The organism is Streptomyces sp. NPDC127190, assembly GCF_042672505.1.
GTDB lineage: Bacteria > Actinomycetota > Actinomycetes > Streptomycetales > Streptomycetaceae > Streptomyces.
In genome coordinates this window covers 184,351-211,143 of sequence record NZ_JBHXVE010000014.1, presented here as the reverse complement: position 1 = coordinate 211,143, position 26,793 = coordinate 184,351, and the positions used below count along the sequence as shown (strand labels likewise).

Sequence of the window (26,793 nt, the reverse complement as noted above, 5' to 3'; positions counted from 1 at the left end):
GCCGCGCGCGGGCGGTTACCGCGGGGCCCCGCGCGGGGGGTCGCGGAGGGGCGCCCGCTTGCCGGGCGGGGCCCGCTCCGTCCGTTCTTCAGCTGTTCCGCCTCACCAGGTGGCACGCACCTGGCGGATGATCCGCCGACGCAACCGCACCTTGCGGCTGCCGTCGCGCAGCAGGCTCAGTCGGTCCAACTCCCAGTGTCCGTACTCGGCATGGTCCGTCAGCAGACGCGTGGCGTCCTTGCGGGACACCCCGCGAGGTACGTACACGTCGACAAATTCGTATTCCGGCATCGCATCTATTGTGCGGGCTGGTGCCCGGTACGGATAGCGTCTGCACTATGTCTGATGCTGCGCAGCCCACCGTTGCCGAGGTACGCGCCGCCGCCGAGGCGGTCAAGACCGCGCTGGACCGTCATCTCGCGGCGGTCGAACGCAGGTCCGGGGACGACGACCCGGCCGTCTCCGAGGCGTTCAACCAGCTGGCCGCGGCCGCCGAGGCGTACGACGAGCTGCTCTACGACCGCTATGACGAGGTCACGCCCTTCGAGATCCCCGGCACGGAGGACACACTGCCGCCGTACGCGGGCCCCGAGGAGCCGAACGCGATCAGCGTGCTCATCCGCCGCGACTACACCGTGGCGGAACCCCAGCGGCTGATCGCGCAGGCCCAGCGGGTCGAGGCGGTGGAGTACGAGGATCTCGGCGGCGGGGAGGGCGATGCCTCCGGGAGCCTTCCCGGGGCGCTCGGTGTCCTCTTCGGCGAGTTCGAACCGGACGAGATCGCCTCCCGGCACAAGGAGTTCGGCCTCGAGGAGGGCGACTCCACGCTCTGGGTCACCGCCGCGGAGGAGGCTCCGGAGGCCGGGGAGTGGCTGGAGTCGCCGTTCGAGCACATCGACGCGCAGGCGGTGGTGTGCCGGTTCGACGTCAGCGCGGTCTTCGACGAGGAGGACGCCGAGCCCGAGGAGGACGACGACCTCGAGTTCGACGAGGACGACGAGGACGGGGCGGACGAGGAGGATCTGGAGCCGCTGGACGCCGAGAAGTGAGCCGCTGCCGGCGGTGCCGCAGGGCGTGAGGCCGCCGCGGCACCGCCGGCCGTCCGCTCAGCCGACCGGGTGCTGCCCGAGCAGCGGCTGGAGCAGGGTCCGCAGCCGGGTCGTACGCGGCTTGGCCGGCACCTCGGCCACCGCCTTCGGCAGCGCCTGCTCCACCCCGTGGACCACGGACAGATGCTGCTCCGCCCGGCCGAACGCCGTGTACACCCAGGGTCTGCTGAGCGTCTGGGCCGCGTCGCCGGGCAGCACCACGACCGCCGCCGGCCAGCGGGTACCGACCGCCTGATGCGCGGTCAGCGCCCAGCCGTGCCGTACGGCACCCTCCACCCGCTCGCGGGGTACGACCACCTCGGCACCCGCGCACGACAGGTGCAGCCCCTCGGCGTCGGCCCGCACCACCACGCCCGGCACGGTACGGCCGGGGGCCGGGGAGTAGGCGATCCGGTCCCCGGGGTCGAAGCCGCCGAAGCGGCCCGGGCCGGGGTTGAGGCGTTCCTTCAGCGCCGAGTTGAGGGCGCGGGTGCCCGCGGCACCTCCGTGCCCCGGGGTGATCACCACGCTCTGGTCGGCCGGAATGCCGAGCGCGCGCGGCACCGAGTCCGCCACCAGCTGCACGGTGCGGTGCACGGCCTCGCCCGCGTCCCGCACCGGGACGATGACGATCTCCTTGCCCGGCGCCGCGACCTGGTTCAGCTCGCCGACGCCGACGCCGGAGACCAGCTCGCCCAGCGGACCGGGGTCGGGCACCCGGGAGGCGAGCTGCGGGCAGGCGCCGGCCGCCAGCAGGTCGGCGAAGACCCGGCCGGGCCCCGCCGACCACAGCACCGCGGGGTCGCCGCTGAGCACCAGCCGGGCCCCGTCCGGCAACGACTCCACCAGCATCGCCGCGCTCTCCACGTCGAGCTGCGGCGCGTCCAGTACGACCAGCAGATCCAGCTCCAGGGCGCCGTCCGCGTCCCGGCCGGGCCCCTCGGCGCCGGACAGCAGACCGGCGACCGTCCCGACGGGCTGCTCCGCCGGCTCCCCGCCCAGCAGCGCGGCGAACCGGTGCCGCCCGCCCGGCGTGTGGCAGACGGCGAAGACCCGCAGGCCCGCGTCCCGGGCGGCGCCGAGCAGCGCGGCCGGTTCGGCGCGGGCCGCCTCCGCGCCGGTATGCAGCACCAGGCCGTGCCCGGCGACCGCGCGCACCAGCTCGGCCGCGCCGCCGGAGACCCCGGCCGCGGCCGCCTCCCAGGCCTGTCCGGCCTCCGGGGAGAGGGAGTTGACCAGCCGGGCCAGGCCGTCGGCGAGGCTCTCCTCGGCGAGCGCGTACCGCTCCAGGCCGACGAGGACCCGGACCGGCCGCTCCGCCTCCTCGTCCTCCTCGTCCTCCTCGTCCTCCTCGTCCTCCTCGGCTTTCCGCGGGGCCTGGGCGCCGGGCTCCTCCAGGGCGTCCTGGAAGGCCAGCGCCTCGCCCTCGGCGAGCGCGTCCTGCACGGCCGCGTCCGGGTCCGGCACGCCCTGCCGGCCCAGCGCCGCGGTGAGCGCGGGCAGGTCCAGCGCGGTGTGCCCGGCCAGGGCCGCCTGCTCCAGCAGCCAGACGGTCACCGCGCGGCCGCGCCGCTCGTCGTCCGGGCCGCACGCGGCGCCGAGCAGCGCCCGGGCGAAGCCGTCGGCCTGCTCGGGCCGCACCCCGCCGACCCGGAGCAGCTGCCAGGGGTCCTGTCGGAGCACGCCCTCGGCGCCCTCGCCGAGGGCCGCGGCCACCTGCGGGGCGAGGGTGTCGGGCGCGCCGCCCTCGGCCAGCACCCGGCGGACGGCGTCGACGGTCCGCGCCGCGGGGGCGACGGGCGCGAGGGCGGCGGGGGCGGGGGTGGGCTGGGGACGGCGCACGGGTTCGGGGGCCGGGCGGCGCGGGGCCGGTGCGGGCTCCTCCGCGAACACCGTGGCCGTCGGCTTCTCGCCGCTCTCCACCGCGCGGACCGCGGCGAGCAGGTCGGCCGCCTTGCCGCTGAGCTTGGTGCCGCTCTCGATCCGGGCCGTCTTCTCGGCCTTGCGCCGCTCGATCCGCTCCCGCTCCAGGCGCTGGGCGGCCAGCTCGGCCTGCGCCTCGGACACCTCGGGAACCGCTGCCCCCGCGCCCTCGCCCTCGGCTTGTTCGGGGGTCTCCGTGCCCTCGCCTTCGGTCTGCTCGGAGGTGTGTTCGGAGCCTTGCGAGGGCGCCGACGCCTCGTCCGCGCCCTCCGGGATGTCCGGCGTCCCCGGCCCGGCTTCCTCCGTGGTCTCCGGCTCCGTGCTCACAGCGTGCTCCAGTCGTGATCGGGATAGCGGTGCACGGGCGCCGACACATCGTCCAGCGCCCGGCAGATCTCCTCAGGAAGACTAAGGGCCTCCACTGACAGTGCCGCCGTGAGCTGCTGCGCGTTGCGCGCACCCACGATCGGCGCCGCCACCCCGGGCCGGTCCCGGACCCAGGCGAGGGCGACCTGGAGGGGGGTGACGGCGAGTCCGTCGGCGGCCGTCGTCACCGCGTCCACGATGCGGGTCGCCGTGTCGTCCAGATACGGCTCCACGAACGGCGCCAGATGCTCGGAGGCACCGCGCGAGTCCGGGGGAGTGGTGTGCCGGTACTTGCCGGTGAGCACGCCCCGGCCCAGTGGCGAGGACGGCAGCAGACCGACCCCGAGGTCGAGCGCGGCGGGCAGCACCTCGCGCTCCACCCCGCGCTGGAGCAGCGAGTACTCCAGCTGGGTGCTGGCCAGCCGGGTCCGCGAGCCCGGCGCCGCGAGCTGCCAGGTGGCTGCCTTGGCCAGCTGCCAGCCGCAGAAGTTGGAGACCCCGGCGTACCGGGCGCGGCCGCTGCTCACCGCTATGTCGAGGGCCTGGAGCGTCTCCTCCAGGGGGGTGTCGGGGTCGTAGGCATGGATGTGCCACACGTCGACGTGGTCCGTGCCCAGCCGGGCCAGGGAGGCGTCGAGGGCGGCGAGCAGATGGCCGCGGGAGCCGTCGAAGCGGCGGTCGGGGTCGGGGACGCTGCCCGCCTTGGTGGAGATGACCAGGTCCCGGCGCGGCACCAGCCCGTCCATGAGCCGTCCGAGCAGATACTCCGCCTCTCCGTCGCCGTAGACGTCCGCGGTGTCGACGAGGGTGCCGCCCGCTTCCCAGAACGCCTTCAGCATGTCCGCGGCGTCATGCTCGTCGGTGTCCCGGCCCCAGGTGAGGGTGCCGAGGCCGATCCGGGACACGCGCAGGCCGGTACGGCCGAGATGCCTCTGCTCCATGCGGGCGAGATTACTGGCCAGAACCGGTGCGGTGGGTTGCCTGTGGACAACCGCCACCCCGGTCCCACGCCGCCCGCGGAATCGCCCCGCGGCCCTGCCGCACCCGGCCCCCCGCACGCTAAGGTCTCCGCCAAGGACGTTACTGACGGGTAAGAGGAGTCGCTGATGCAGCTCGGGCTCAACCTCGGCTACTGGGGTGCCGGAATGGACGCAGACAACCTGGCCGTGGCCCAGGAGGCCGAGCGGCTCGGCTACTCCGTGTGCTGGGCCGCGGAGGCCTACGGCTCCGACGCCGCCACCGTGCTCAGCTGGGTCGCCGCCCGGACCGAGCGCATCGACGTCGGCTCGGCGATCTTCCAGATCCCGGCCCGGCAGCCCGCCATGACCGCGATGACGGCGGCCACGCTGGACTCCCTCTCCGGCGGCCGCTTCCGCCTCGGCCTCGGCGTCTCCGGCCCGCAGGTCTCCGAGGGCTGGTACGGCGTCAAGTTCGACAAGCCGCTCGCCCGCACCCGTGAGTACGTCGAGATCGTCCGCAGGGCCATGACCCGCGAGCGGCTGACCTACGAGGGCGAGCACTGGACCCTGCCGCTGCCCGGCGGTCCGGGCAAGCCGATCAAGCTGACCGTGCACCCGCAGCGCGAGCACATCCCGCTGTACATCGCCGCGATCGGCCCGAAGAACCTGGAGCAGACCGGCGAGATCGCCGACGGCGCGCTGCTGATCTTCCCGGCCGCCGAGCACCTCGAGGAGACCACGCTGAAGTACCTGCGCGCGGGCCGCGAGAAGGCCGGCCGGACCCTCGACGGGTTCGACGTGGCCCCGACCCTGCCGCTCGCGGTCGGCGACGACAAGGACCTGGCCCGGCTCGCGGACACCTTCCGGCCGTACACCGCGCTGTACGTCGGCGGCATGGGCAGCGCCAAGCAGAACTTCTACAACCAGCTCGCGCAGCGCATGGGATATGTGCAGGAGGCCGCCGAGATCCAGCAGAGGTACCTGGCCGGCGACAAGCAGGGCGCCGCCGCCGCGGTGCCGCAGGACCTCATCGACAAGACCACACTGCTGGGCTCCGTCGACCGCATCGCCGACCGGATGAAGGCCTACGCGGCCGCCGGTGTGACCACCCTCAACCTCGCCCCGGCGGGCTTCGCGCTGGAGGAGCGGATCGCCTCCCTGCGCGCCGGCAGCGAGGCCCTGGAGCGCGCCGGGCTCGGCTGAGCGCCGGGAGATTCCAGCGGCCGTGGTGGGGGCTCGGGGGGTCTTCCCCGCCACGGCCGTCACGGAGAACAACGCGCCGCGCGCCACGCGGTTACGACCCCCGGGTCATTCTTTCGGCCGAGTGGTCCCGCACCCCTGTTGCGCGTCCACTTCGACCGCATTTGACTGGCGCCATGCTGTCGGCCAAGAGTCTGTTCCAGGAGATCCTCGACCACGACGAGTCCTTCCGGCTCTTCTGCTCCATCGCCGCCGGCGGGGAGTCCCAGGGGGGCTGGGAGAACGGCCGGATCGCCGCCCTGGCCCCGCGGAGCGCCCGCGCCCTCGCCCCGAAGATCGCCCGCCACGGCGCCGACGAGGACAAGCACGGCCGGATCTTCCGCGCCCTGCTGACCAAGCGCGGCCTCACCCCCGTCGCGGTGCCGCCGGAGACCGACTACACCATGCTCCTGGAACGGCACGGCATCGGCCTCGCGCACGAGCGGCTCAAGCGCGACGCCCCCCTCACCGACCGCGATCTCATCGTGTACCTCGCCCACAGCCGGGTCACCGAACAGCGCGCCTCCGAGCAGATGCAACTGCTTCTGCGGCACTTCGCCGACCACCCCGAGATCGGCCGGGCCGTCCGCATGATCTCGGCCGACGAGGACAACCACCTCGCCTACACCCACGAGGAACTGCTCCGGTTCGCCGCGGCCGGACACGGCCGGCTGATCCAGCGCACCCTGCGCGAGTGCGCCCTCGCCGAGATCCGCGTCTACCGGGACGTCAGCCTCGCCGTCATGGGCCACATTGGCCGCGTCCTGGGCTGGCCGAAGGCCAAGTCGGCGCTGCTCGCGGCCGGCATCCACGCCGTCTACGCCTACGAGCGCCTGACCGGCTGGCACCGCATGGTCGGCCTGCGGATGCCCGAGCGCCGGGACGCGCTCGGCGGCCCGGCCGCCCCCGCCCACGAGTTCGCCTGACCCCCGCTCACAGCCACCCGCGCCGCTTGAACAGCCGGTGCAGCAGCACCTCCAGCCCGGCCATCAGCAGGATCACCGCCGGATACGACCACACCCAGTGCAGCTCGGGCATGTGGTCGAAGTTCATGCCGTAGATGCCCGCGATCATCGTGGGCACCGCGGCCATCGCCGCCCACGCGGAGATCTTCCGCATGTCGTCGTTCTGCCGCACGCTCATCTGCGCCAGATGCGCCGACAGGATGTCCGACACCAGCCGGTCCAGGCCCTCCACGGACTCGTTCACCCGCGCGAGATGGTCGCCGACGTCCCGGAAGAACGGCCGCGCCTTGTCGTCCACGAACGGCACCCCGCCGCCCGCCGGACCGGTGGCGGCCAGCCGGGTCAGCGGCAGCGCGAGCGGCACGGTGGCCCGGCGGAACTCCAGGACCTGCCGCTTGAAGGCGTAGATCCGCGACGCCGTGTGCCGCGAGCCGCCGCCCTCCGGCCGGAACACCTCCTCCTCCAGCTCCTCCAGGTCCGTCTGGAGCTCCGTCGCCACCTCCAGATAGCGGTCGACGGTCGCGTCGGCGATCGCGTAGAGCACCGCCGTGGGGCCCTTGTCGAGCATCTCCGGCTCCTCCTCCAGCCGGCGCCGCACGGCGGCCAGCGGCGAGCCCTCGCCGTGCCGGACGGTCACCGCGAAACCGTCCCCGATGAAGATCATCACTTCGCCGGCCGAGACGGTGTCGCCCTCCGGCTCGTACACGACCGGCTTCAGCACCATGAAGAGCGAGTCGTCGTACACCTCCAGCTTGGGCCGCTGGTGCGCCTTGAGCGCGTCCTCGACGGCCAGCGGGTGCAGCCCGAACTCCCTGGTGACCAGGTCGAACTCCCGCTCCGAGGGCTCGTACAGCCCGATCCACACGAAGCCGCCCGCCGCCCGCGCCTCGGCGAGCGCGTCGGACAGGTCCTCCGGTCCCTCACTGCGATGCCCGTGCCGGTAAACGGCGCAGTCCACGATCACGGAGCGCATTCTCCTCTCGCCCGGCCATCGGCGCACCGGCTGATACGCCTACGCTGTTCCGCATGCCCACGCTGATCCTCGTAAGGCACGGACGTTCCACCGCCAACACCTCGGGGGTGCTCGCCGGCTGGACCCCCGGCGTCGCCCTGGACGAACGGGGCGCCGCACAGGCCGCCGCACTTCCGGGACGGCTCGCCGCGCTGCCGATCTCCGAGGTCGTCACCAGCCCGCTGCAACGCTGCCAGGAGACGGTGCGGCCGCTGCTTCAGGCCCGCCCCGGGCTGCGGGTCCACACCGAGGAGCGGATCGGGGAGTGCCACTACGGCGACTGGTCCGGCCGCAAGCTGGCCGAGCTGAAGGACGAGCCGCTGATGGAGGTCGTCCAGGCCCATCCGTCGGCCGCGGCCTTCCCGGGCGGCGAGTCCATGCGGGCCATGCAGACCCGCGCCGCCGAAGCCGTACGCGAGTGGAACGCGCGCGTGGAGCGCGAGCACGGCGCCGACGCCGTCTACCTCATGTGCTCCCACGGCGACATCATCAAGTCCCTCGTCGCCGACGCCCTCGGACTCCATCTCGACCTCTTCCAGCGCATCTCCGTCGAGCCGTGTTCCGTCACCGCGATCCGCTACACCCGGCTGCGTCCCTTCCTGGTCCGCCTCGGCGACACCGGGGACTTCGCTTCGCTCGCCCCCCGCGAGGAACACGGGGAGTCGGACGCACCGGTCGGGGGCGGTGCGGGCGCACCGTGATCGTCGGCCGCAGTAGGGTGAAGCGATCCACCCCTGCGGTTCCGCCCCGCGAACGAACCCCTCGAACTCAATGGAGACAGGACGTGTCCCGTCAGGTGTTCCTCTACGATCCGCCGGACCGCTTCGTGGCCGGCACGGTCGGACTGCCCGGACGCCGTACGTTCTTCCTCCAGGCCACCGCGGGTCCCCGGGTGACCAGTGTGGTCCTGGAGAAGACCCAGGTCGCCGCGCTCGCCGAGCGCATGGACGAACTGCTCGACGAGGTCGTACGGCGCACCGGCGGCAACGCCGCCGTGCCCGCCGTGGCCCCCGCCGAGATCACCGACACCGCTCCGCTGGACACCCCCATCGAGGAGGAGTTCCGCGTCGGCACCATGGCCCTGGCCTGGGACGGCGAGGAACAGCGCATGATCGTCGAGGCGCAGGCCCTGGTGGAGCTGGACGCCGACACCGAGGAGGACCTCGCCGAGGCCGAGGAGCGACTCCTCCAGGACGAGGAGAACGGACCCCCGATGCTGCGGGTCCGGCTGACCGGCGCGCAGGCCAGGGCCTTCGCCAAGCGCGCCCTCGACGTCGTCAACGCCGGGCGGCCGCCGTGCCCGCTGTGCAGCCTCCCGCTCGACCCGGAAGGACACGTATGTCCGCGCCAGAACGGATACCGCCGCGGAGCATGACACCCCTCGGCACGGCGGCCCACGCGGCCGCCGTCGAGCTGCTCACGCACGGTGAGCTGACCGTGCGCGGCCGGATCCGCGAGGCGTCCAACGCGGCGCTGTTCTGCACGGTGGCGCACGACGGCCGGGAGGCCTCCTGCGTCTACAAGCCGGTGGCCGGGGAACGCCCGCTGTGGGACTTCCCCGACGGCACCCTGGCGGGCCGCGAGGTCGCCGCCTACGAGGTCTCCGAGGCCACCGGCTGGGGGCTGGTCCCGCCGACCGTGCTGCGCGAGGGCCCGTACGGCGAGGGCATGTGCCAGCTGTGGATCGACGTGCACGCCGACGCGGAGCTGCTCGCCCTGGTCGACGGCGAGGAACCGGAGCCCGGCTGGAAGGCGATCGGCCTCGCCGACGTCGGCGAGGGCCGCACTGCCCTGCTGGTGCACGCCGACGACGAGCGGCTGCGCCGGCTCGCCGTGCTCGACGCCGTGATCAACAACGCCGACCGCAAGGGCGGCCATCTGCTGCCCACCGCCGACGGCCGGCTCTACGGCATCGACCACGGCGTCACCTTCAACGTCGAGAACAAGCTGCGTACGCTGCTGTGGGGCTGGGCCGGTGAGCAGCTCACGGCGGAGGCCGTCGGCGTGCTCCGCGGCCTGCGGGACGGCCTCGCCGGGCAGCTGGGCGAGCGGCTGGCCGCGCTGATCACGGCCGCCGAGATCGACGCCACGCGCGCGCGTGTCGAGCAGCTGCTCACCTCGGGTCTGCACCCCGAACCCAGCGGGGAGTGGCCCGCCATCCCCTGGCCCCCGGTGTAAGCACATCCCGCCGCCAAGTACAAGAACGCACATCCGGCCATCGGGCGTGATCTCGTTCGTCCTTGCCGCTCATGGCCGGTTAGGCTCATGTACATGCATGCCTGGCCCGCTTCCGAGGTCCCCGCCCTGCCTGGTCAGGGCCGCGACCTGAGGATCCACGACACCGCGACCGGCGGTCTGGTCACCCTCGACCCCGGTCCCGTCGCCCGTCTCTACGTCTGCGGCATCACCCCGTACGACGCAACCCACCTGGGACACGCGGCGACCTACAACGCGTTCGACCTCGTTCAGCGCGTGTGGCTCGACACCAAGCGGCAGGTCCACTACGTCCAGAACGTCACCGACGTCGACGACCCGCTGCTGGAGCGGGCCGAACGGGACGGCATCGACTGGGTCGCCCTCGCCGAGAAGGAGACGGCCCTCTTCCGCGAGGACATGACCGCCCTGCGGATGCTCCCGCCCCAGCAGTACATAGGCGCCGTCGAGGCGATACCCGGCATCGTCCCGCTGGTGGAGCGGCTGCGCGACCTCGGCGCGGCCTACGAGCTGGACGGCGACATCTACTTCTCGGTCGAGTCCGACCCCCACTTCGGCCAGGTCTCGAACCTCGACGCGGCCGCGATGCGGCTGCTGTCCGCCGAGCGCGGCGGCGACCCGGACCGCCCGGGCAAGAAGAACCCGCTGGACCCGATGCTGTGGATGGCGGCCCGCGAGGGCGAGCCCAGCTGGGACGGCCGCACCCTCGGCCCGGGTCGCCCCGGCTGGCACATCGAGTGCGTGGCCATCGCCCTCGACCACCTCGGCATGGGCTTCGACATCCAGGGCGGCGGCTCCGACCTCGCCTTCCCGCACCACGAGATGGGCGCCTCCCACGCCCAGGTGCTCACCGGCGAGTTCCCCATGGCCAAGGCGTACGTCCACGCCGGCATGGTCGCCCTGCACGGCGAGAAGATGTCCAAGTCCAAGGGCAACCTGGTCTTCGTCTCCCAGCTCCGCCGGGACGGCGTCGACCCCGCCGCCATCCGCCTCGCCCTGCTCTCCCACCACTACCGCGCCGACTGGGAGTGGACCGACCAGGTGCTCCAGGACGCGCTGGACCGCCTCGGCCGCTGGCGCTCGGCCGTCTCCCGCCCCGACGGCCCGTCCGCCGACGCGCTGGTCGAGGAGATCCGCGAGGCCCTCTCGAACGACCTGGACGCCCCCACCGCGCTCGCCGCGGTGGACCGCTGGGCCGCCCGCCAGGAGGCGGAGGGCGGCACGGACACCGGCGCACCGGGCGTCGTGACCCGAGCGGTCGACGCCCTGCTCGGAGTGGCCCTGTAAGGCACCCCGCAAGGGGCGCGGGGAACTGCGCGACGAGCCCGAGCGGACCCACACCCGCACCCCGGCCCGTCGCGCCGCCCCATGGCGCATCGGCAACAGAAAGAAGGGGGGGGGGCCCCCCACGGGAGCCCCCCCCGACGCGGCCAAAAGGACGCGCGCCGGTCTCCGCGGGCGCGCCCGGGCCCGCCGCCCCCCCCCCCCCTGGGCGCCTCGCACACAACAAGCGGGGGCGCCCCCCCCCCCCCCCCCCCCCCCCTTCGCCGTACCTCAGTCCTCCGGACCGTCCTCGTCGTCCTCCCTGGACCCGCCGCCCCCCGCCGGAGGCCGCTGCTTGCCGCCCGGCGGCGGATTCACATCCCGCCGCCGCAGATACCGCTCGAACTCGCGGGCGATCGCCTCACCCGACGCCTCCGGCAGCTCCGCGGTGTCCCGGGCCTCCTCCAGCGTCTGGACGTACTCGGCGACCTCGCTGTCCTCGGCGGCCAGCTGGTCCACACCGACCTGCCAGGCCCGCGCGTCCTCCGGCAGCTCCCCCTGCGGGACACGCAGGTCCAGCAGGTCCTCCAGCCGGTTGAGCAGCGCCAGCGTGGCCTTCGGGTTGGGCGGCTGCGAGACGTAGTGCGGCACGGCCGCCCACAGCGACACCGCCGGGACACCCGCGTGCGTGCACGCCTCCTGAAGGACGCCGACGATGCCCGTCGGCCCCTCGTACTTGGTCTCCTCCAGATCCATCCGGCGGGCCAGGTCCGGGTCGGACGTGACCCCGCTGACCGGCACCGGACGCGTGTGCGGGGTGTCGCCGAGCAGCGCGCCCAGGATGACCACCAGCTCCACACCCAGCTCGTGTGCGAAGCCCAGCAGCTCGTTGCAGAACGAACGCCAGCGCATCGACGGCTCGATACCGCGCACCAGCACCAGGTCGCGCGGCTTCGCACCGCCGACCCGGACCACCGACAGCCGCGTCGTCGGCCACGTGATCTTGCGCACGCCACCGTCCATGAACACCGTGGGGCGGTTCACCTGGAAGTCGTAGTAGTCCTCGGCGTCCAGCGCCGCGAACACCTCGCCCTTGAACTCGCGTTCCAGATGCGCGACCGCCGTGGAGGCGGCGTCGCCGGCATCGTTCCAGCCCTCGAACGCGGCCACCATGACTGGGTCGATCAGCTCGGGAACCCCCTCCAGCTCGATCACCCAGTGCCTCCTTCCGACGTGCCCTCGCTTGACTCACCAACCTTACGGCGTCCAGCGGGGGCGCCCGCAGCCCCCTTGCACGGGGGAGTGAACGGATCACTGCCCCGATCGCCGCCTTCGGACACCCCTTCCGCACCGGGCGTCCGGGCAGGCCGAAGGGGCTGCCCCACCGGTCACCGCCGATGTGGAACAGCCCCTGGGCCGCGCCCGGTTACTTCTTGTCGAGCAGGTCCTGCACCTTGCCGCGGACCTCGTCCGTGGCAAGGCCCCGGATGGTCAGCGTGGTCCGGCGGCGCAGCACGTCGTCCGCCGTCTCGGCCCACTCGTGGTCACGGGCCCAGACGACCTGCGCCCAGATCTCCGGGGCGTCCGGGTGGACGCGCTCGGCCAGTTCCGGGTTGTCGTTCGCCAGCCGGGCGATGTCGAAGGCCAGCGAGCCGTAGTGGGTCGCCAGGTGCTTCGCGGTGTCCGCCGCCATCCGCGGGCCCGGCGCCGGGTGGTCCACCAGCAGCCGGTGCGCGACCGCGCGCGGGTTGGCGACGCCGGGCAGCGGCAGCTTCTTCGGCAGCGAGGAGATCGGCTCGAAGTCGTCGCCGAGCGGGTGGCCCGGCAGCGCCTCCAGCTTCTGCATGATCGTACGGCCGATGTGGCGGAAGGTGGTCCACTTGCCGCCCGCGACGGACAGCATGCCGCCCTTGCCCTCGGTCACCACGGTCTCCCGCTTGGCCTTGGCGGTGTCGCCGGGGCCGCCCGGCAGCACCCGCAGACCGGCGAACGCGTAGGTGATCAGATCGCGCTGGAGCTGCTGGTCGCGCACGGAGAACGCGGCCTCGTCCAGGATCTGGGCTATGTCCTTGTCGTTGACCGCGACATCCGCCGGGTCGCCCTCGTACTCCTCGTCGGTCGTGCCGAGCAGCAGCATGTCCTCCCAGGGGAGGGCGAAGGTGATCCGGTACTTGTCGATCGGGGTGGCGAGCGCGGCCTTCCACGGCGAGGTCCGCTTCAGCACCAGGTGCGCGCCCTTGGACAGGCGGATGGACGGCGCCGCGTTCGGGTCCTCCATCTTCCGCAGGTGGTCGACCCACGGTCCGGTCGCGTTCAGCACCAGACGGGCGTTGACGCCGAACTCCTCGCCGGACAGGCGGTCCTTCAGGTCCGCGCCCGTCACCCGGCCCTTGGTGAAGCGCAGACCCGTGACCGCGGCGTGGTTGAGCACGACCGCGCCCGCGTCGACGGCCGCACGGACCGTCATCAGCGCCATCCGCGCGTCGTTCATCTGGTCGTCGCCGTACACGGCCACGGCCTTCAGGTTCTCGGTGCGCAGCTCCGGCACGTCCTGCGCCGCCTTGGCGGGGGAGAGCAGGTGGCCCACGCCGTCACCGAACGCGGAGAGCGCGGAGTAGGCGAAGACGCCCGCGCCGAGCTTCGCCGCGCCGTGCGGCCCGCCCTTGTACACGGGGAGGTAGAAGGTGAGCGGGTTCGCCAGGTGGGGGGCCACCTGGCGGGAGACCGCACGGCGCTCGAAGTGGTTCTCCGCCACCAGCTTCACCGCGCCGGTCTGCAGGTAGCGCAGTCCGCCGTGGAGCAGCTTGGAGGAGGCGGAGGAGGTGGCACCGGCGAAGTCGCCGGCGTCGACCAGCGCCACCCTGAGCCCGGACTGCGCGGCGTGCCAGGCGGTGGAGATGCCCAGGATGCCGCCGCCGATCACAAGAAGGTCGTACGACGCCTTGGAGAGCTGCTCCCTGGTCTCGGCGCGGCTCGGGTTGGAGCCGGAGGCCGGGTGCGTCCCCAGGGCAGGCAGGGTCAGGGTGGACTGACTGGTCATGTCGGGTACTTACTCCTCGTCAGAGCTGACTGAGCAGGGGGAACCGCTCAGCTCTCGTCCTCGATCCAGCCCATGGTCCGCTCGACGGCCTTGAGCCAGTTCTTGTACTCACGGTCGCGGGTCTCCGCGTCCATGCGGGGGGTCCACTCGGCGGCCCGGCGCCAGTTGGCGCGCAGCTCGTCGGTGCTGGACCAGAAGCCGACGGCCAGGCCGGCGGCGTAGGCGGCGCCGAGGCAGGTGGTCTCCGCGACCATCGGGCGCACCACGGGCGCGTCCAGGACGTCGGAGAGCGTCTGCATCAGCAGGTTGTTGGCGGTCATGCCACCGTCGACCTTGAGGGTCACCAGCTCGTCGCCGGAGTCCTTCACCATCGCGTCGGCGATCTCCCGGGTCTGCCAGGCGGTGGCCTCAAGGACGGCGCGCGCGAGGTGCGCCTTGGTGACGTACCGGGTCAGACCGGCGATCACACCGCGGGCGTCGGAGCGCCAGTGCGGGGCGAACAGGCCGGAGAAGGCCGGCACGAAGTAGGCACCGCCGTTGTCCTCGACCGAGAGCGCGAGCGTCTCGATCTCGGCGGCGGTGGAGATCAGGCCCATCTGGTCGCGCATCCACTGCACCAGCGAGCCGGTGACGGCGATCGAGCCCTCCAGGGCGTACACCGTCGGCTGGTCGCCGATCTTGTAGCCGACCGTGGTCAGCAGACCGGCGTAGGAGTTGATGATCTTGTCACCGGTGTTCATCACCATGAAGGTGCCGGTGCCGTAGGTGGACTTGGTCTCGCCCTCGGAGAAACAGCACTGGCCGAACAGGGCCGCCTGCTGGTCACCGAGCGCGGAGGCCACCGGGATGCCGCCGAGCAGCTCGCCGAGGCTGCCGCCGGTGATCTCGCCGTAGACCTCGGCGGAGGAGCGGATCTCGGGCAGGATTTGGAGCGGCACGCCGATGGACTCGGCGATCTTCTCGTCCCACTGCATCGTGTGCAGGTTCATCAGAAGGGTGCGGGAGGCGTTGGTGACGTCGGTGACGTGCTTGCCGCCGTTGACACCACCGGTCAGGTTCCAGATGACCCAGGTGTCCATGGTGCCGAAGAGGATGTCGCCGGCCTCGGCGCGCTCGCGCAGGCCCTCGACGTTGTCGAGCAGCCAGCGGGCCTTGGGGCCGGAGAAGTACGAGGCCAGCGGCAGGCCCGTCTCCCGGCGGAAGCGGTCCTGGCCGACGTTGCGGCCCAGCTCCCGGCAGAGGGCGTCGGTGCGGGTGTCCTGCCAGACAAGGGCGTTGTAGACGGGCTCACCGGTGTTCTTGTCCCACAGCACGGTGGTCTCGCGCTGGTTGGTGATGCCGATGGCCTTGATGTCGTCGCGGGTGATGCCGGCCTTGGCGACCGCTCCGGCGACGACCTCCTGGACGTTGGTCCAGATCTCGTTGGCGTCGTGCTCGACCCAGCCCGGCTTCGGGAAGATCTGCTCGTGCTCCTTCTGGTCGACGGCGACGATACGGCCGTCCCGGTCGAAGACGATGCAGCGGCTGGAGGTGGTGCCCTGGTCGATCGCGGCGATGAACGGGCCTGCGGTGTGAGCGTCGGTCACTGTGTGCTCCTGGAAGATCCGTGGGTGTGGGGCTGTGCGTACGGCGCGTGCTTCGCGGCTCGTGCCGGGCGGCGGGGGCGCTGCCCGGACCGAGCTTCTCGAGCGGACGTGCGCTTCCTAAGCGAAGGCGACGTTGTAGATCCCTGCGGCGATCGCCGCGCCGATCAGCGGGCCGACCACCGGGATCCAGGCGTAGCTCCAGTCGGAGCCGCCCTTGTTGGGCAGCGGGAGCAGGGCGTGCACGATGCGCGGACCCAGGTCACGGGCCGGGTTGATGGCGTAGCCCGTGGGACCGCCGAGAGACAGACCGATCGAGACCACGACGAACGAGGTGATCAGGCCGCCCAGCACCCCCAGGCCGTCGCCCTTGGCATTCAGGCCCTGCGTGAGCACCGCCAGGACCAGCACGATCGTGCCGATGATCTCCGTGGTGAGGTTCTGCACCGCGTTCCGGATCTCCGGACCGGTGGAGAAGACGCCGAGGACCGGGCCGGCACCCGACTCCTGGGCCTCCACGGCCTTGGCCGTGGTGTCCTGCGCGCCCGGACCGCCGACGATCTCCTTGTCGGTCAGGTGGGCGTGGAACTGGCCGTAGTAGGCGAGCCACACCAGGGCCGCGCCGATCATCGCGCCGAGCAACTGGCCGGCGAAGTAGACCGGGACGTGGCTCCAGTCGCTGTTCTTGATGGCGAGCGCCACCGTGACGGCCGGATTGAGGTGGGCGCCGGACAGCGGTCCGGAGATGTACACGGCCGTCATGACGGCGAAGCCCCACCCGAAGGCGATGGCGAGCCAACCGGCGTTACGGGCCTTGGAGGCCTTCAGCGTGACAGCGGCACAGACGCCGCCGCCGAGCAGGATGAGTATGGCGGTACCGATGGTCTCGCCGATGAAGATGTCGGAGCTGGACACCCGCGACTCCTTTGTCCTTCGTCCAGGGAAGCCGAACCCCGGGTCCCTCCGGGGGTTCTGGCGCCCTCGGGGGTGAGAGCGATGCCGGCCCTTGGCGTTGTCACACTCTAGCGCGTATTGCCGGTAGGTGTTCGACAATGCCGACCGATGGACGGGAGTCTTGCTTCGGCCTTACGCATGCGTCAAGGGTTCTGTTATCGAAAACAGGATCGTTATTGATCGCTGTCGCCTATCGCTCTTCGCTCACTGACGTACGCCGTCGCCCGATATGTCCACTTCAGGGTAGGGCGAGAACCGGAACGCCGCCCGGCGTCCCGGTGAATCCCCAGGTCAGCGCCCGCAGGCGCTCAGAAACGTCCGGCGCCCAGATCCCTGGAGACCGCGCGGGCGCAGTCCCGCACCGCCGCGATCAGCTCCGGACGCACCTCGCCGTCGCGGCACAGCCGCTCCACGGCACCGGTGATCCCCACCGCGCCCACGGGCATCCGCCGCCGGTTGTGGATGGGGGCGGCGACGGACGCCACCCCCTCCCAGGTCTCCTCCACGTCGGCCGCGTACCCACGCGCGCGTGTCATGTCGAGGAGGTGCTCGAACTCCCCGGGATCGCACACCGTGCGGTCCGTGAAGGCCTTCCGCTCGGTGTCCAGCGCCTCGCTGTGCGCCACCGGGTCGTACGCCGACAGCACCTTGCCCAGCGCCGTGGAGTGCAGCGGCTGCATGGCCCCGATCTCCAGCACCTGCCGGCTGTCGTCCGGCCGGAAGACGTGGTGCACGATCAGTACGCCCTGCTGGTGCAGCACGCCCAGATAGACGCTCTCACCGCTGGAGCGGGCCAGGTCGTCGGCCCACACCAGGGCGCGCGCCCGCAGCTCGTGCACATCCAGATAGGTGGTGCCGAGGCGCAGCAGCTCCGCGCCCAGCTGGTAGCGCCCGGAGGCGTCGTCCTGCTCCACGAAGCCCTCCTGCTGGAGGGTGCGCAGAATGCCGTGGGCGGTGCCCTTGGCGAGGCCCAGCGACGAGGCGATGTCCGACAGGCCGAGCCGTCGCTCGCCGCCCGCGAGCAGCCGCAGCATCGCGGCCGCCCGTTCGAGCGACTGGATGTTCCGTGCCATCGCCGTCCTGCCTCCGTCCCCTTCGACTGCCACCGATGCCTTCGCAACACCGTTCGGCAATGTCGAACACTACCGGTCCATGCCGACCTCCCGCTAATGGTCGGACGGCACTTGTTACACGACAGGTGGCCCGGACGTGACGTCCGGGCCACCGCGTCCGTCTGCTGGACGCCTCTGCCCATCCAAGCCCACTCCCGGTTACGCTGACGCCGTGCGGCCATCCCGCCCTGCCGGGGAAACCGCATAGCCGACAGCCGTCGCACCCCAGGGAGCCCCTACATGGCCTCGTTGCCGACGTCCCCTTCCGCCGACAGCCGGACCCGCGTGTCCGCGCTCCGAGAGGCGCTCGCCACCCGTGTGGTGGTCGCCGACGGAGCCATGGGCACGATGCTCCAGGCCCAGGAGCCCACGCTGGAGGACTTCCAGCAGCTCGAGGGCTGCAACGAGATCCTCAACGTCACCCGCCCGGACATCGTCCGCTCGGTCCACGAGGCGTACCTCTCCGTGGGCGTGGACTGCGTGGAGACCAACACCTTCGGCGCCAACCACGCGGCCATGGCGGAGTACGACATCGCCGACCGCGTGCACGAGCTGTCCGAGGCCGGTGCCCGCATCGCCCGCGAGACCGCCGACGCGTTCACCTCGCGCGACGGCCGCCAGCGCTGGGTGCTGGGTTCCGTCGGCCCGGGCACCAAGCTGCCCACCCTCGGCCACATCGGCTACACCACCATCCGCGACGGCTTCCAGGCCAACGCCGAGGGCCTGCTGGCCGGCGGCGCGGACGCGCTGATCGTGGAGACCACCCAGGACCTGTTGCAGACCAAGGCCTCGGTGCTGGGCGCCCGGCGGGCCATGGAGCGGCTGGGCGTGCAGGTGCCGCTGCTGGTGTCCATGGCCTTCGAGACCACCGGCACGATGCTGCTGGGCTCGGAGATCGGTGCCGCGCTCACCGCGCTGGAGCCGCTGGGCATCGACATGATCGGCCTGAACTGCTCCACCGGCCCGGCGGAGATGAGCGAGCACCTGCGCTATCTGACCCGGCACTCCCGGATCCCGCTGCTGTGCATGCCGAACGCGGGTCTGCCGGTGCTGACCAAGCAGGGCGCGCACTTCCCGCTGGGACCGGAGGGCCTGGCGGACGCGCAGGAGACCTTCGTCCGCGACTACGGCCTCTCGCTCATCGGCGGCTGCTGCGGCACCACCCCCGAGCACCTGCGCCAGGTCGTCGAGCGCGTCCGTGACCTCACGCCCACCGAGCGCCACCCGCAGCCCGAGCCCGGCGCCGCCTCCCTCTACCAGGCGGTGCCGTTCCGCCAGGACACCTCCTACCTGGCCATCGGCGAGCGCACCAACGCCAACGGCTCCAAGAAGTTCCGCGAGGCCATGCTGGAAGGCCGCTGGGACGACTGTGTGGAGATCGCCCGCGAGCAGATCCGCGAGGGCGCCCACATGCTCGACCTGTGCGTGGACTACGTCGGCCGGGACGGCGTCGCCGACATGGAGGAACTGGCCGGCCGCTTCGCCACCGCCTCCACCCTGCCGATCGTCCTGGACTCCACCGAGGTCGACGTGATCCGCGCCGGGCTGGAGAAGCTCGGTGGCCGCGCGGTCATCAACTCCGTCAACTACGAGGACGGCGACGGCCCGGACTCCCGCTTCGCCAAGGTCACCCGGCTCGCCCAGGAGCACGGCGCCGCGCTCATCGCGCTGACCATCGACGAGGAGGGCCAGGCCCGCACCCCGGAGAAGAAGGTCGAGATCGCCGAGCGGCTGATCGAGGACCTCACCACCAACTGGGGCATCCACGAGTCGGACATCCTCATCGACACCCTGACCTTCACCATCTGCACCGGTCAGGAGGAGTCCCGCAAGGACGGCGTCGCCACCATCGAGGCGATCCGGGAGCTGAAGCGCCGCCACCCGGACGTGCAGACCACGCTGGGCCTGTCGAACATCTCCTTCGGCCTGAACCCGGCCGCCCGCATCCTGCTCAACTCCGTCTTCCTCGACGAGTGCGTCAAGGCGGGCCTGGACTCGGCGATCGTGCACGCGTCCAAGATCCTGCCGATCGCCCGCTTCTCCGAGGAGGAGGTGCGCACGGCGCTGGACCTGATCTACGACCGCCGCGCCGAGGGCTACGACCCCCTCCAGAAGCTGATGCAGCTCTTCGAGGGCGCGACCGCGAAGTCGCTGAAGGCGAGCAAGGCCGAGGAGCTGGCCGCCCTCCCGCTGGAGGAGCGGCTCAAGCGCCGCATCATCGACGGCGAGCGCAACGGCCTGGAGGCCGACCTCGCCGAGGCCCTCCAGGAGCGGCCCGCCCTCGACATCGTCAACGAGACGCTGCTCGACGGCATGAAGGTGGTCGGCGAGCTGTTCGGCTCCGGCCAGATGCAGCTGCCCTTCGTGTTGCAGTCCGCCGAGGTCATGAAGGCCGCCGTCGCCTACCTCGAACCGCACATGGAGAAGTCGGACGCGGCGGGCAAGGGCACGATCGTGCTCGCCACCGTGCGCGGGGACGTCCACGACATCGGCAAGAACCTGGTCGACATCATCCTGTCCAACAACGGCTACAACGTGGTCAACCTGGGCATCAAGCAGCCGGTCTCGGCGATCCTGGAAGCGGCCGAGGACCACCAGGCCGACGTGATCGGCATGTCCGGGCTGCTGGTGAAGTCCACGGTGATCATGAAGGAGAACCTGGAGGAGCTGAACCAGCGGGGCCTGGCCGCACGCTTCCCGGTCATCCTCGGCGGCGCCGCCCTCACCCGCGCCTACGTCGAGCAGGACCTGCACGAGATCTACCAGGGCGAGGTCCGCTACGCCCGGGACGCCTTCGAGGGCCTGCGCCTGATGGACGCCCTCATCGGCGTCAAGCGGGGCGTGCCCGGCGCGAAGCTCCCCGAACTCAAGCAGCGCCGGGTCCGCCCGGCGGCCGCCGCCCAGGTCGTCGAGGAGCGGCCGGAGGAGGGACACGTCCGCTCCGACGTGGCCACCGACAACCCGATCCCCGAGCCGCCCTTCTGGGGCACCCGGGTGATCAAGGGCATCCAGCTCCGGGAGTACGCGAGCTGGCTGGACGAGGGCGCCCTGTTCAAGGGCCAGTGGGGGCTGAAGCAGGCCCGCACCGGCGAGGGAGCGACGTACGAGGAACTGGTCGAGACCGAGGGCCGCCCCCGGCTGCGCGGACTGCTGGACCGGTTGCAGAGCGAGAACCTGCTGGAGGCGGCCGTCGTCTACGGCTACTTCCCCTGCGTCTCCAAGGACGACGACCTGATCATCCTGGACGAGCAGGGCAACGAGCGCACGCGCTTCACCTTCCCGCGCCAGCGCCGTGGCCGCCGCCTCTGCCTGGCCGACTTCTTCCGCCCGGAGGAGGCCGGCGAGACCGACGTCGTCGGCCTCCAGGTCGTCACCGTCGGCTCGCGCATCGGCGAGGAGACCGCCAAGCTCTTCGCCGCGAACGCCTACCGCGACTACCTCGAACTGCACGGCCTGTCCGTGCAGTTGGCCGAGGCGCTCGCCGAGTACTGGCACGCCCGCGTCCGCTCCGAACTCGGCTTCGCCGGCGAGGACCCGGCCGACATCGAGGACATGTTCGCCCTGAAGTACCGGGGCGCCCGTTTCTCCCTCGGCTACGGCGCCTGCCCCGACCTGGAGGACCGCGCCAAGATCGCCGACCTGCTCCAGCCCGAGCGGATCGGCGTCCACCTCAGCGAGGAGTTCCAGCTCCACCCCGAACAGTCCACGGACGCCATCGTGATCCACCACCCGGAGGCCAAGTACTTCAACGCCCGCTGATGTTTTCCACGCCTTCGCCGGGGGTACACCGAAGCCCCCGACCATAAAACAAGGCGTTTCACCAGCAACAGACGTACACTGGTCGATCCACCGCAGGCCGGTTCCCGCACGGGAACCGGCCTGATCGTCCCTACGCAGGAGGTGCGCCCGGATGACCACCACGGTCCCCGCGCTCGGAACCAGTACGGGCGAAGGCTCGGCCCTGCAAGCCGTGCTCCTCGACATGGACGGCACGCTGGTGGACACCGAGGGCTTCTGGTGGGACGTGGAGGCCGAGGTCTTCGCCGCCCTCGGCCACACCCTGGACGAGTCCTGGCGGCACATCGTGGTCGGCGGGCCGATGACCCGCAGCGCCGGCTTCCTCATCGAGGCCACCGGCGCCGACATCACCCTCGCCGAACTCACCGTGCTGCTCAACGACGGCTTCGAGGACCGCATCGACCGCGGCCTGCCGCTGATGCCCGGCGCCGCCCGGCTGCTCGCCGAACTCCACGAGCACAGCATGCCCACCGCCCTGGTCTCCGCCTCCCACCGGCGGATCATCGACCGCGTGCTGGCCGTGCTGGGCCCGCAGCACTTCGCGCTGTCCGTCGCCGGCGACGAGGTCTCCCGCACCAAGCCCTTCCCCGACCCCTACCTGCTCGCCGCCGCGCAACTCGGCGCCGACCCGGTGCGCTGCGCCGTGGTGGAGGACACCGCGACCGGCGTCGCCGCCGCCGAGGCCGCAGGCTGCCATGTGGTCGCCGTACCCTCCGTCGCCCCCATCGCCCCGGCCGAACGCCGTACCGTGGTCGGCTCGCTGGAAGAGGTCAGCCTGACGTTCCTGCGCGGCCTGATGCCCCAGACGGCCCACTGACTCACCGGACAGTTGCAGGCGTGATGTTCCTCACTCGGGCGGCTCTCGACAACGTTGCCCGAGTGTGCCGACCGGCCCGGATCTTGCGGAATCACCGGTTCCTTGTGTCCTGATTGATGGGACGCTGCACTAATCCTGCCGCTGTCGGGTTTTCTGTGCGTCCACATCCGGTTCCCCTGCGTGATGACAGGTCAACTCGGCACGCTGTGAACCCTCCTGCGGGCGCGGACTAATCTCGTCGCGAGAACATCGCCGCAACCCCCCGTGATCCCGCCGCACCACCCCGCCCGCCGGATCCACGGGAACCGAACAGTCCTGGAGAAAGTCCCGCATGAACCGCAAGACTCTGGTGCTGCCGGCAGTAGCCGGCCTGCTCACCCCGGTTCTCGCCGCGTGCGGCGGAACCGACAGCGGGAGCAAGAGCGGCGACGCCATCGTCGTCGGCACCACGGACCGGTTCACGGCCACGACCGACGCCCCGGCGCCCCTCGACCCGGCCTACTCCTACGACGTCGGTGCCTGGAACATCCTGCGCCAGACGGTGCAGACCCTGATGACCCAGCCCCGAGGCGAGGGCGAGCCGGTCCCGGACGCCGCCGAGAGCTGCGGCTTCACCGACAGCGGCAGCGAGCGCTACGCCTGCAAGCTGCGCGACGGCCTGAAGTTCGCCAACGGCGACGCGGTGACCGCCCAGGACGTCAAGTACTCCATCGACCGCGTGCTGCGGCTGAACTCCAGCAGCGGTGTCGCCTCCCTGCTGAACACCATCGACACCGTCGAGACGCAGGGCGACCGCGAGGTCATCTTCCACCTCAAGACGGCCGACGCCACCTTCCCGTACAAGCTGTCCACTCCGGTCGCGGGCATCATCGACCCGAAGGACTACGAGAAGAACAAGCTGCGCGCCGGTTTCCAGCTCGACGGCTCCGGCCCCTACACCTTCCAGGCCGACGTCAAGGGCGACACGATCGTCAGCGCCACCTTCACCAAGAACCCCGGCTACAAGGGCGCGGTGAAGGTGAACAACGACAAGGTCGTCCTGCGCTCCTTCGACAGCGCCGAGGCCATGGGCGCCGCCATCGACAAGGGCGACATCGACGTGATGACCCGCACCATGTCGCCCGCCCAGATCCAGAAGCTGGACGCCGGCACCGACAGCAAGGTCGACCTCGTCGACATGCCGGGCCTGGAAATCCGCTACCTGGCCTTCAACACCGACGCCCCGAGCGTGAAGTCCAAGGCCGTCCGCCAGGCCATGGCCCAGGTCATCAACCGCGGCGAGCTGGTCTCCAAGGTCTACGGCACCCAGGCCGAGCCGCTGTACTCGCTGGTGCCCGCCACCGTCACCGGCCACTCCAACTCGTTCTTCAACAAGTACGGCAACCCCAGCGTCGCCAAGGCCAAGGACCTGCTCGTCAAGGGCGGCATCACCACCCCGGTGAAGCTGACGCTGCACTACACCACCGACCACTACGGCTCGGCCACCAAGCAGGAGTTCGAGATCCTGCAGAAGCAGCTCAACGACAGCGGCCTGTTCGACGTCTCCCTCCAGGGCCACGCCTGGTCCGCCTTCCGCCCCGCGGAGCAGAAGGGCCAGTTCGACGTCTACGGCATGGGCTGGTTCCCCGACTTCCCGGACGCCGACAACTTCCTGGCGCCCTTCCTCGACAAGGGCAACACCCTCAACTCGCCGTACTCCAACCCCACCATCCAGCGCACGCTGATCCCGGAGTCCCGCCGCGAGTCCGACCGGCTCAGCGCCGCCAAGAGCCTGACCGCCATCCAGGACATCGTCGCCGAGGACGTCCCGATCCTGCCGCTGTGGCAGGGCAAGCAGTACGTCGCCGCACGGGACGACATCACGGGCACTTCCTACGCCCTCAACTCCACCTCGACGCTCCAGCTGTGGGAGCTCGGCCGCGGTGTGAGCGGCTGACGGCTCTCCCGGGGGCCGTACCGCGGGGTCGCGACCGGACCCGGCCAGCGGCCCCCGTCGCCCGGGGGCCAGGGACGGCTGCCCCGGGGCCCGGGGCCGGGAACGCGGCCTCGGGGTGACCGACCGACGACAAGGCACACTCAAGTGAATATGCGCAACCAGTGGCCGGTCCTGCCCCTCGTGGCGGGACTGGCCTCCGGCCTGCTGACCGGCTGCGGCACGGGGACCGCCGACTCCGGGGGGACCGGCTCGTCCGTGGTGGTGGGGATGTCCGACGACATCCTCGCCACGGACCCGGCATCCGGCTACGACCCCGGCTCCTGGCTGTTGTTCGACAACGTCTTCCAGTCGCTGCTCAGCTTCCCCAAGGGCGCGACCGAGCCGCAGCCCGAACTCGCCCGGCAGTGCACCTTCACCGACAGCCGGGCCATGGTCTACCAGTGCCGGCTGAACAACGGCCTGAAGTTCAGCAACGGCGACCCCCTCACCTCGCGGGACGTGAAGTTCTCCTTCGACCGCATGCGGAAGATCAACGACCCCGCGGGGCCCGCGATCATGTTCCCGACGCTCGGCCGGATCGACACCCCCGACGCCACGACGGTCGTCTTCCGCCTGAAGGTCCCCGACGCCACCTTCCCCAGCAAGATCGCCTCCGGCGCCGGCTCCGTCGTGGACCACCGCCAGTACCACGCGAACGGCCTGCGCACCGACCACCAGGCGGTCGGCTCCGGCCCCTACAAGCTGGACTCCTTCGACGGCGACAAAGCCGTCTTCTCGGTCAACGACAACTACCGGGGCACCGCCAAGCCCAGGAACTCCGGCGTCACCGTGAAGTTCTTCCACGGCGACCGCGCAGCCCTGAAGAAGGCCCTCCTCGCCGGCGACATCGACATCGCCTACCGAGGCCTGACCGCCTCCGACATCGCCGGCATCGAGAAGCAGGACGGCAGCAAGGGCGTCAACGCCGTCGAGGGCACCAGCGCCGAGGTCCAGCACCTGGTCTTCAACATGAAGGACCCCGTCGCCGGCAAACTCGGCGTCCGCAAGGCCATCGCCCACCTGCTGGACCGCGACGCCCTCATCAAGAACGTCTACCAGGGCACCGCCACCCCGCTGTACTCGATCATCCCGGCCGGTATCGCCGGGCACAACACGGCCTTCTTCGACACCTACGGCGCCCGCCCCTCCAAGGCCAAGGCCGCCGCCGCACTGCGCGCCGCCGGCATCACCGGCAAGGTCAAGCTCACCCTGTGGTCCACGCCGTCCCGCTACGGCCCCGCCACCGACGAGGAGTTGACGGCCATCGCCGGCCAGCTCAACGCCAGCGGCCTGTTCGACGCCGACGTCAAGTCCGTCGCCTTCGACCAGTACGAGAAGGACATCGCCGCCGGCAAGTACGGCGTGTACGTGAAGGGCTGGGTGCCGGACTACCCCGACGCCGACAACTTCACGGCCCCCTTCTTCGGCAAGGGCAACGTGCTCGACAACAACTACAGCAACCGCACCATCACCGGCACCCTCATCCCGGACACCGCCGCACAGAGCGACCGCGGCGCCACCGACAAGGACTTCGGCCGGCTCCAGGACATCGTCGCCGACGAACTGCCCGTCCTGCCCGTCTGGCAGGCCAAGCAGTACGCGGTCACCCGCGACGGCGTCTACGGCCTCGAGTACTGCCTCGACGCCTCGACCGTCTTCCGGTTCTGGGAACTCAGCAAGAGCTGACCCCCCGACACCACAAGGGCGCCCCTCACCACACGGGAGGGGCGCCCTCGGCGTGAATCAGCCCGCGGCCTACTGCGCGCCGGGGCGCACCAGCCCGCTCTCGTACGCGTACACCGCCGCCTGCACCCGGTCCCGGAGCCCCAGCTTGGTGAGCACATGCCCCACATGCGTCTTCACCGTCGTCTCACTGACGAACAGATCCGCGGCGATCTCCGCGTTGGACAGCCCCCGCGCCACCAGCTTCAGCACCTCCACCTCACGGTCGGTGAGCGTGTGCAGGGTGTCCGGCAACGGCTCCTCACCGGACGGCAGATGCGTGGCGTACTTGTCCAGCAGCCGGCGCGTGATGCTCGGCGCCAGCAGCGCCTCACCGGCCGCGACCACCCGGATCGCCTGCACCAGCTCATGGGCCGGCGCGTCCTTCAGCAGAAAGCCGCTGGCCCCCGCGCGCAACGCCTCCACCACATACTCGTCCAGGTCGAACGTGGTCAGCACCAGCACCTTCGCCGGACCGTCCCGGCCCGGCCCGGTGATCTGCCGGGTCGCCTCCACCCCGTCCATCCGCGGCATACGGATGTCCATCAGCACGACGTCCGGCTGCAAGGCCCGTACCTGGTCGAGGGCCTGAAGACCGTCACCGGCCTCGCCCACGACCGCGAGGTCCTGCTCGGCCTCCAGGATCATCCGGAAACCGGTACGCAGCAGGGGCTGGTCGTCGACCAGCAGGACACGGATGGCCACAGGACACTCCTTCGCTCGTCCGGCCCCATTCTGCCTTGCACCACGCTCCCGGAACCGG

21 protein-coding genes are annotated in these 26,793 nt (G+C 71.4%); 11 read left to right on the top strand and 10 right to left on the bottom strand.

Going from position 1 to position 26,793, the window contains the following annotated elements:
• Positions 1-102: 102 nt before the first annotated feature.
• Positions 103-291, bottom strand: coding sequence for a DUF5703 family protein (locus ACFVIU_RS22590; protein WP_030053310.1), 189 nt, complete (start codon positions 289-291; stop codon positions 103-105).
• A 47-nt stretch (positions 292-338) separates the two neighbouring features.
• Between ACFVIU_RS22590 and ACFVIU_RS22585 the strand changes: the two genes are divergently transcribed.
• Positions 339-1,049 (top strand): hypothetical protein, encoded by a 711-nt coding sequence (locus ACFVIU_RS22585; protein WP_385844568.1) that lies wholly within the window; start codon positions 339-341, stop codon positions 1,047-1,049.
• Positions 1,050-1,106: 57 nt separating this feature from the next.
• On the opposite strand, the gene ACFVIU_RS22580 is transcribed toward ACFVIU_RS22585, so the two are convergent.
• Positions 1,107-3,338, bottom strand: coding sequence for a helix-hairpin-helix domain-containing protein (locus tag ACFVIU_RS22580; protein ID WP_385844567.1), 2,232 nt, complete (start codon positions 3,336-3,338; stop codon positions 1,107-1,109).
• The gene (locus tag ACFVIU_RS22575) at positions 3,335-4,318 is read right to left on the bottom strand and encodes an aldo/keto reductase (RefSeq protein ID WP_385844566.1); all 984 of its coding nucleotides are present in this window, start codon (positions 4,316-4,318) and stop codon (positions 3,335-3,337) included. Before ACFVIU_RS22575 ends, ACFVIU_RS22580 begins: the two co-directional genes overlap by 4 nt.
• Positions 4,319-4,483: 165 nt before the next feature.
• Between ACFVIU_RS22575 and ACFVIU_RS22570 the strand changes: the two genes are divergently transcribed.
• On the top strand, positions 4,484-5,539 hold the full coding sequence (locus ACFVIU_RS22570) for an LLM class F420-dependent oxidoreductase (RefSeq protein WP_385844565.1): 1,056 nt from the start codon (positions 4,484-4,486) through the stop codon (positions 5,537-5,539).
• A gap of 173 nt (positions 5,540-5,712) precedes the next feature.
• Positions 5,713-6,501, top strand: coding sequence for a ferritin-like domain-containing protein (locus ACFVIU_RS22565; protein WP_385844564.1), 789 nt, complete (start codon positions 5,713-5,715; stop codon positions 6,499-6,501).
• A 7-nt stretch (positions 6,502-6,508) separates the two neighbouring features.
• On the opposite strand, the gene corA is transcribed toward ACFVIU_RS22565, so the two are convergent.
• Positions 6,509-7,504 (bottom strand): magnesium/cobalt transporter CorA, encoded by a 996-nt coding sequence (gene corA / locus ACFVIU_RS22560; RefSeq protein WP_385844563.1) that lies wholly within the window; start codon positions 7,502-7,504, stop codon positions 6,509-6,511.
• A gap of 62 nt (positions 7,505-7,566) precedes the next feature.
• Between corA and ACFVIU_RS22555 the strand changes: the two genes are divergently transcribed.
• The 4 genes from ACFVIU_RS22555 (at position 7,567) to mshC (ending at position 11,053) form a co-directional block, all read left to right on the top strand.
• Positions 7,567-8,253 (top strand): histidine phosphatase family protein, encoded by a 687-nt coding sequence (locus ACFVIU_RS22555; RefSeq protein ID WP_385844562.1) that lies wholly within the window; start codon positions 7,567-7,569, stop codon positions 8,251-8,253.
• A gap of 83 nt (positions 8,254-8,336) precedes the next feature.
• On the top strand, positions 8,337-8,927 hold the full coding sequence (locus ACFVIU_RS22550) for a DUF3090 domain-containing protein (protein ID WP_385844561.1): 591 nt from the start codon (positions 8,337-8,339) through the stop codon (positions 8,925-8,927).
• Entirely contained in the window at positions 8,891-9,730 is an 840-nt protein-coding gene (locus ACFVIU_RS22545; RefSeq protein ID WP_385844559.1) for an SCO1664 family protein, read from the top strand. Before ACFVIU_RS22550 ends, ACFVIU_RS22545 begins: the two co-directional genes overlap by 37 nt.
• A gap of 93 nt (positions 9,731-9,823) precedes the next feature.
• Positions 9,824-11,053, top strand: coding sequence for a cysteine--1-D-myo-inosityl 2-amino-2-deoxy-alpha-D-glucopyranoside ligase (gene mshC / locus ACFVIU_RS22540; RefSeq protein ID WP_385844558.1), 1,230 nt, complete (start codon positions 9,824-9,826; stop codon positions 11,051-11,053).
• Between the two features lie 267 nt (positions 11,054-11,320).
• Here mshC and ACFVIU_RS22535 read toward each other — a convergent pair whose 3' ends face one another.
• The 5 genes from ACFVIU_RS22535 to ACFVIU_RS22515 all read right to left on the bottom strand — a co-directional run bounded on the left by ACFVIU_RS22535 (position 11,321) and on the right by ACFVIU_RS22515 (position 17,679).
• A complete protein-coding gene (locus ACFVIU_RS22535) occupies positions 11,321-12,244 on the bottom strand; it encodes a PAC2 family protein (RefSeq protein WP_385844557.1) in 924 nt (307 codons plus the stop codon).
• A gap of 211 nt (positions 12,245-12,455) precedes the next feature.
• Positions 12,456-14,069: an FAD-dependent oxidoreductase gene (locus tag ACFVIU_RS22530; RefSeq protein ID WP_385844555.1), complete on the bottom strand. Its 1,614-nt coding sequence runs from the start codon at positions 14,067-14,069 to the stop codon at positions 12,456-12,458.
• 47 nt (positions 14,070-14,116) lie between these two features.
• Entirely contained in the window at positions 14,117-15,655 is a 1,539-nt protein-coding gene (gene glpK / locus ACFVIU_RS22525) for a glycerol kinase GlpK (RefSeq protein ID WP_385844553.1), read from the bottom strand.
• 117 nt (positions 15,656-15,772) lie between these two features.
• Positions 15,773-16,567 carry an MIP/aquaporin family protein gene (locus tag ACFVIU_RS22520; RefSeq protein ID WP_385844552.1) on the bottom strand — a complete coding sequence of 265 codons (795 nt, stop codon included), beginning with the start codon at positions 16,565-16,567 and terminating at the stop codon, positions 15,773-15,775.
• A 347-nt stretch (positions 16,568-16,914) separates the two neighbouring features.
• On the bottom strand, positions 16,915-17,679 hold the full coding sequence (locus ACFVIU_RS22515; protein WP_385844551.1) for an IclR family transcriptional regulator: 765 nt from the start codon (positions 17,677-17,679) through the stop codon (positions 16,915-16,917).
• A gap of 279 nt (positions 17,680-17,958) precedes the next feature.
• Here ACFVIU_RS22515 and metH point away from each other — a divergent pair, with 279 nt between their 5' ends.
• The 4 genes from metH (at position 17,959) to ACFVIU_RS22495 (ending at position 25,994) form a co-directional block, all read left to right on the top strand.
• Positions 17,959-21,477, top strand: a complete 3,519-nt coding sequence (gene metH / locus ACFVIU_RS22510; RefSeq protein ID WP_385844550.1) for a methionine synthase — start codon at positions 17,959-17,961, stop codon at positions 21,475-21,477.
• Positions 21,478-21,628: 151 nt separating this feature from the next.
• The gene (locus ACFVIU_RS22505) at positions 21,629-22,333 is read left to right on the top strand and encodes an HAD family hydrolase (RefSeq protein WP_385844549.1); all 705 of its coding nucleotides are present in this window, start codon (positions 21,629-21,631) and stop codon (positions 22,331-22,333) included.
• Between the two features lie 331 nt (positions 22,334-22,664).
• Entirely contained in the window at positions 22,665-24,269 is a 1,605-nt protein-coding gene (locus ACFVIU_RS22500; protein ID WP_385844548.1) for an ABC transporter substrate-binding protein, read from the top strand.
• A gap of 144 nt (positions 24,270-24,413) precedes the next feature.
• The gene (locus ACFVIU_RS22495) at positions 24,414-25,994 is read left to right on the top strand and encodes an ABC transporter substrate-binding protein (RefSeq protein ID WP_385844547.1); all 1,581 of its coding nucleotides are present in this window, start codon (positions 24,414-24,416) and stop codon (positions 25,992-25,994) included.
• Positions 25,995-26,063: 69 nt separating this feature from the next.
• Here the strand turns inward: ACFVIU_RS22495 and ACFVIU_RS22490 are convergent, their stop codons facing one another.
• Positions 26,064-26,735 (bottom strand): response regulator, encoded by a 672-nt coding sequence (locus ACFVIU_RS22490; RefSeq protein WP_385844546.1) that lies wholly within the window; start codon positions 26,733-26,735, stop codon positions 26,064-26,066.
• Between the last annotated feature and the right edge of the window lie 58 nt (positions 26,736-26,793).

Coding starts and splice junctions, on each gene's coding strand:
- ACFVIU_RS22590 (WP_030053310.1), bottom strand. CDS start 291: ATGCCGGAATACGAATTTGTCGACGTGTACGTACCTCGCGGGGTGTCC.
- ACFVIU_RS22585 (WP_385844568.1), top strand. CDS start 339: ATGTCTGATGCTGCGCAGCCCACCGTTGCCGAGGTACGCGCCGCCGCC.
- ACFVIU_RS22575 (WP_385844566.1), bottom strand. CDS start 4,318: ATGGAGCAGAGGCATCTCGGCCGTACCGGCCTGCGCGTGTCCCGGATC.
- ACFVIU_RS22570 (WP_385844565.1), top strand. CDS start 4,484: ATGCAGCTCGGGCTCAACCTCGGCTACTGGGGTGCCGGAATGGACGCA.
- ACFVIU_RS22565 (WP_385844564.1), top strand. CDS start 5,713: ATGCTGTCGGCCAAGAGTCTGTTCCAGGAGATCCTCGACCACGACGAG.
- ACFVIU_RS22555 (WP_385844562.1), top strand. CDS start 7,567: ATGCCCACGCTGATCCTCGTAAGGCACGGACGTTCCACCGCCAACACC.
- ACFVIU_RS22545 (WP_385844559.1), top strand. CDS start 8,891: ATGTCCGCGCCAGAACGGATACCGCCGCGGAGCATGACACCCCTCGGC.
- mshC (WP_385844558.1), top strand. CDS start 9,824: ATGCATGCCTGGCCCGCTTCCGAGGTCCCCGCCCTGCCTGGTCAGGGC.
- ACFVIU_RS22530 (WP_385844555.1), bottom strand. CDS start 14,069: ATGACCAGTCAGTCCACCCTGACCCTGCCTGCCCTGGGGACGCACCCG.
- ACFVIU_RS22515 (WP_385844551.1), bottom strand. CDS start 17,679: ATGGCACGGAACATCCAGTCGCTCGAACGGGCGGCCGCGATGCTGCGG.
- metH (WP_385844550.1), top strand. CDS start 17,959: ATGGCCTCGTTGCCGACGTCCCCTTCCGCCGACAGCCGGACCCGCGTG.
- ACFVIU_RS22505 (WP_385844549.1), top strand. CDS start 21,629: ATGACCACCACGGTCCCCGCGCTCGGAACCAGTACGGGCGAAGGCTCG.
- ACFVIU_RS22500 (WP_385844548.1), top strand. CDS start 22,665: ATGAACCGCAAGACTCTGGTGCTGCCGGCAGTAGCCGGCCTGCTCACC.